The organism is Ferroglobus sp., from assembly GCF_015521575.1.
In the GTDB taxonomy this organism is placed as follows: domain Archaea; phylum Halobacteriota; class Archaeoglobi; order Archaeoglobales; family Archaeoglobaceae; genus Ferroglobus.
Genome location: NZ_WANY01000160.1, coordinates 1 through 2,832 on the forward strand (window position 1 = coordinate 1; position 2,832 = coordinate 2,832).

General features: G+C 46.7%; 3 protein-coding genes and 1 pseudogene. 3 read left to right on the forward strand and 1 reads right to left on the reverse strand.

The features are described from left to right. Positions 1-58 precede the first annotated feature (58 nt). Genes glnA through F7C14_RS06550 form a run of 3 tightly spaced genes read left to right on the forward strand, consistent with a single transcriptional unit; the run spans position 59 to position 2,680 of the window. On the forward strand, positions 59-1,501 hold the full coding sequence (gene glnA, locus F7C14_RS06540) for a type I glutamate--ammonia ligase (RefSeq protein WP_290901099.1): 1,443 nt from the start codon (positions 59-61) through the stop codon (positions 1,499-1,501). Between the two features lie 25 nt (positions 1,502-1,526). Next, positions 1,527-1,841: a hypothetical protein gene (locus F7C14_RS06545; protein ID WP_290901102.1), complete on the forward strand. Its 315-nt coding sequence runs from the start codon at positions 1,527-1,529 to the stop codon at positions 1,839-1,841. Between the two features lie 50 nt (positions 1,842-1,891). Beyond that, entirely contained in the window at positions 1,892-2,680 is a 789-nt protein-coding gene (locus F7C14_RS06550) for a DUF362 domain-containing protein (RefSeq protein ID WP_290901104.1), read from the forward strand. Here the strand turns inward: F7C14_RS06550 and F7C14_RS06555 are convergent. Beyond that, positions 2,677-2,832 (reverse strand): annotated as a pseudogene (locus F7C14_RS06555) (glycosidase); the annotation flags it as partial. The gene F7C14_RS06550 and the pseudogene F7C14_RS06555 sit on opposite strands and share 4 nt — an antisense overlap.

The following is a 2,832-nucleotide window of genomic DNA, read 5'->3' on the forward strand; positions in this document are numbered from 1 at the left end:
CGAAAAAAATTTATATAGCTTTCTGCCCCTAACCCTTAAAAAATTTGGAGGTTCGTGCATGGAGGAAGAGGCAAGAAAGATTTTGGAAGAAAACGATGTAAAACACGTACTCTGCGCTTTCGCAGACGTAAGAGGGTATCTCATGACCTTCAGCATTCCCGCAAGGGAATTCATAGAGGGTAACGCTTTCGACGGAATAGGCTTCGATGGATCGTCGATAAGAGGTTTCAAAACGATAGATCAGAGCGACATGGTCTGGATGCCTGATCCAGAGACGCTAAGGGTAATTCCATGGGAAAACGATCCCCTGCAAAAATCTGCTATAATGTTCGGAGACGTCTACGAGGCTTGGGCTGCAGAGCAGGCTGACTGCGATCCGAGAGGTTACGTGGCTAAGAGAGTAGAGAAGGACTTGAAAGAGAAGGGTCTTTCGGTTATCTTCGGTCCGGAAATCGAGTTCTTCCTCTTTGAGAGAGTAGATCCCACGAGGCTTTACTGGGATCTCTGGGTTTCTCCGAACGGAGGAGCTGGAGACAGCTGGGGTCCGCCGAGGGTTATGCCGGAAAGCAGGGAGCTTGAAGCGGGATGGTATGTGATAAGACCGAAGGAAGGATACTTCAGACCTCCTCCGGAAGATACGACCGTTGCTTATAGAAACGAGCTCGTTCACCACTTAGAAAAGCTCGGTATAATTGTGGAATACCACCACCACGAAGTCGCCACAGCAGGACAGGTTGAACTGGACTTCAAGCCGAAGCAGCTTGTGGATGTGAGCGATGCCTTTTACCTCTACAAGTTTGCCGCCAAGAACATCGCGGCTCTCCACGGCTTGATGGCTGTGTTCATGCCCAAACCGCTTTACTTGGACAACGCAAGCGGAATGCATGTCCACCAAAGCCTCTGGGAAGGGGAGCCGTTCAAAGGAAAGAACATCTTCGCCGATCCAGACGACGAGTTCATGTTAAGCCAGAAGGCGAGATATTACATAGGAGGTCTGCTTGAGCACGCTAAAGCATTAACAGCCCTATGCGCTCCAACCGTGAACAGCTACAAGAGACTCGTTCCGGGATTCGAAGCTCCGATATACATTTGCTGGAGTCCGAGGAACAGAAGTGCCCTCGTAAGAGTTCCCATGTACCACAGAAAGCCTTCAGCTATAAGACTCGAATACAGAGGCGTCGACCCGAGCACAAACCCGTACTTGTCCCTTGCTGCGATGGTTGCAGCCGGCTTGGATGGAATCAAGAAGAAAATCGAACCGGGAGATCCGGTGATGGAAGACGTCTACGAGTTAAGCGAAAGCAAGAAGAGGGAGCTTGGTATAGGAGAGTTGCCAACAACGTTGAGGGACGCTTTAGATCACTTAGCAACAGACGAAGTCATTCAGAAAGTCCTTGGCTCCCACATATTCGACGCTTTCATGAGCATTAAAATCGACGAATGGAACCAGTACTGCCTCTACATAACTCCCTGGGAAATTATGAAATACCTTGACATTTAAAAAATTTTTAGCGGAGGTGTGAAAGTTGGGTGTTCATAGAATAACGAGCGAGGCTGCAAAATATTATGCAGCCCGGGAAAGGGTTTTGGGTAACGGAATATCATTACTCGGAGTGGCAAGCGAAAAAGCAAACGAGCTCGACAAAAAACTGCTCGAAGAGATCGGAGACTTGGCTGCTGCTTTGCTCCCCCACAGCCCCGGCTATGCAGGAAAATTGATGGCAGTCGTTGCAAGACTCTTCTGGGCTTTGGCAGGAGTGAAAGAGAAGGAGTTCAAGTTCGTAGAGCTTGAAGATCTGGAAAAGTGGATCGAAGAGCTTAGAGGAAAACTCGAAGGTTAAAATTTTTATCTCGGGGTAAAGCTTAACACCCCTTTTTTCAAAATATTTTCATGCTTACAGTTGAGAGAGTTGAAAGCTACGATGACGCTTGGGATTTCGTCGAAAAAGTCTTGAAAAAATCCGGAATTGAAAAAGATAAAGCAGTTATAAAGCCCAACTTCGTCAAATTCGACGATCCAAGCAAGGGATGTATAACTCATCCAGAGGTCGTAAAAGCTGCTGCAAGCTTTTTTGATGAGCCAATTATTGTTGAAGGAGGTGTGACAAGCGACGCAGCAGACAGGTGCTACGACGAGTTCGGCTTGAGAAGGTGGAAATGTGTGAATATAAACACGGAAAGGAAAGTAAGAGTTCGCATAGGTGGAAAGGCTTTAAAAGATGTGGAAGTTGGAGAATCGGCTTTATTGACCAAAGAGCTACCATATATTTCCCTTCCGAAGATGAAAGTTCATTCGCTGGCGAAGATTACCGTAGGGATAAAGAACAACATGGGATTCCTTAAGAAACCGGCTATGTACATGCACTTCAACATTCATCAAAAGCTTTTGGACTTGCTGAGCTTTTTCAAGCCGGATTTTGTTATAGTAGATGGAGTCATAGGTGGAGAGGGGAGCGAACTCAACACCAAGCCCGTGGAGCATGGAATAATGATCGCAAGCGACGACGTTGCTTTGGTTGACTACGTGGCAGCATACCTAATGGGTTTCGATCCGGAGGAAATAGATTACGTTAGAATCGCAGCAGAGGGAAGAAAAGTCGATCTTGAAAAGTACGAAGATCTTAGGAAAGAGTACAGAATTTCCTTTCTTGGCAGACTTATGGGAGCTTTGAGAATTTAATCACACCTGTTCTTGTCAAGTTCGCTCATTATTTCGTCGATTTTAATCTCTCCAAGTCCAACAGCCGAATCTGCAGCTCCGTAGGAGATTATTATCCTATCGTCAACTATCTCAGCTCCGCAGGGGAATATCGTGTAAGGGCGATCTCCGTA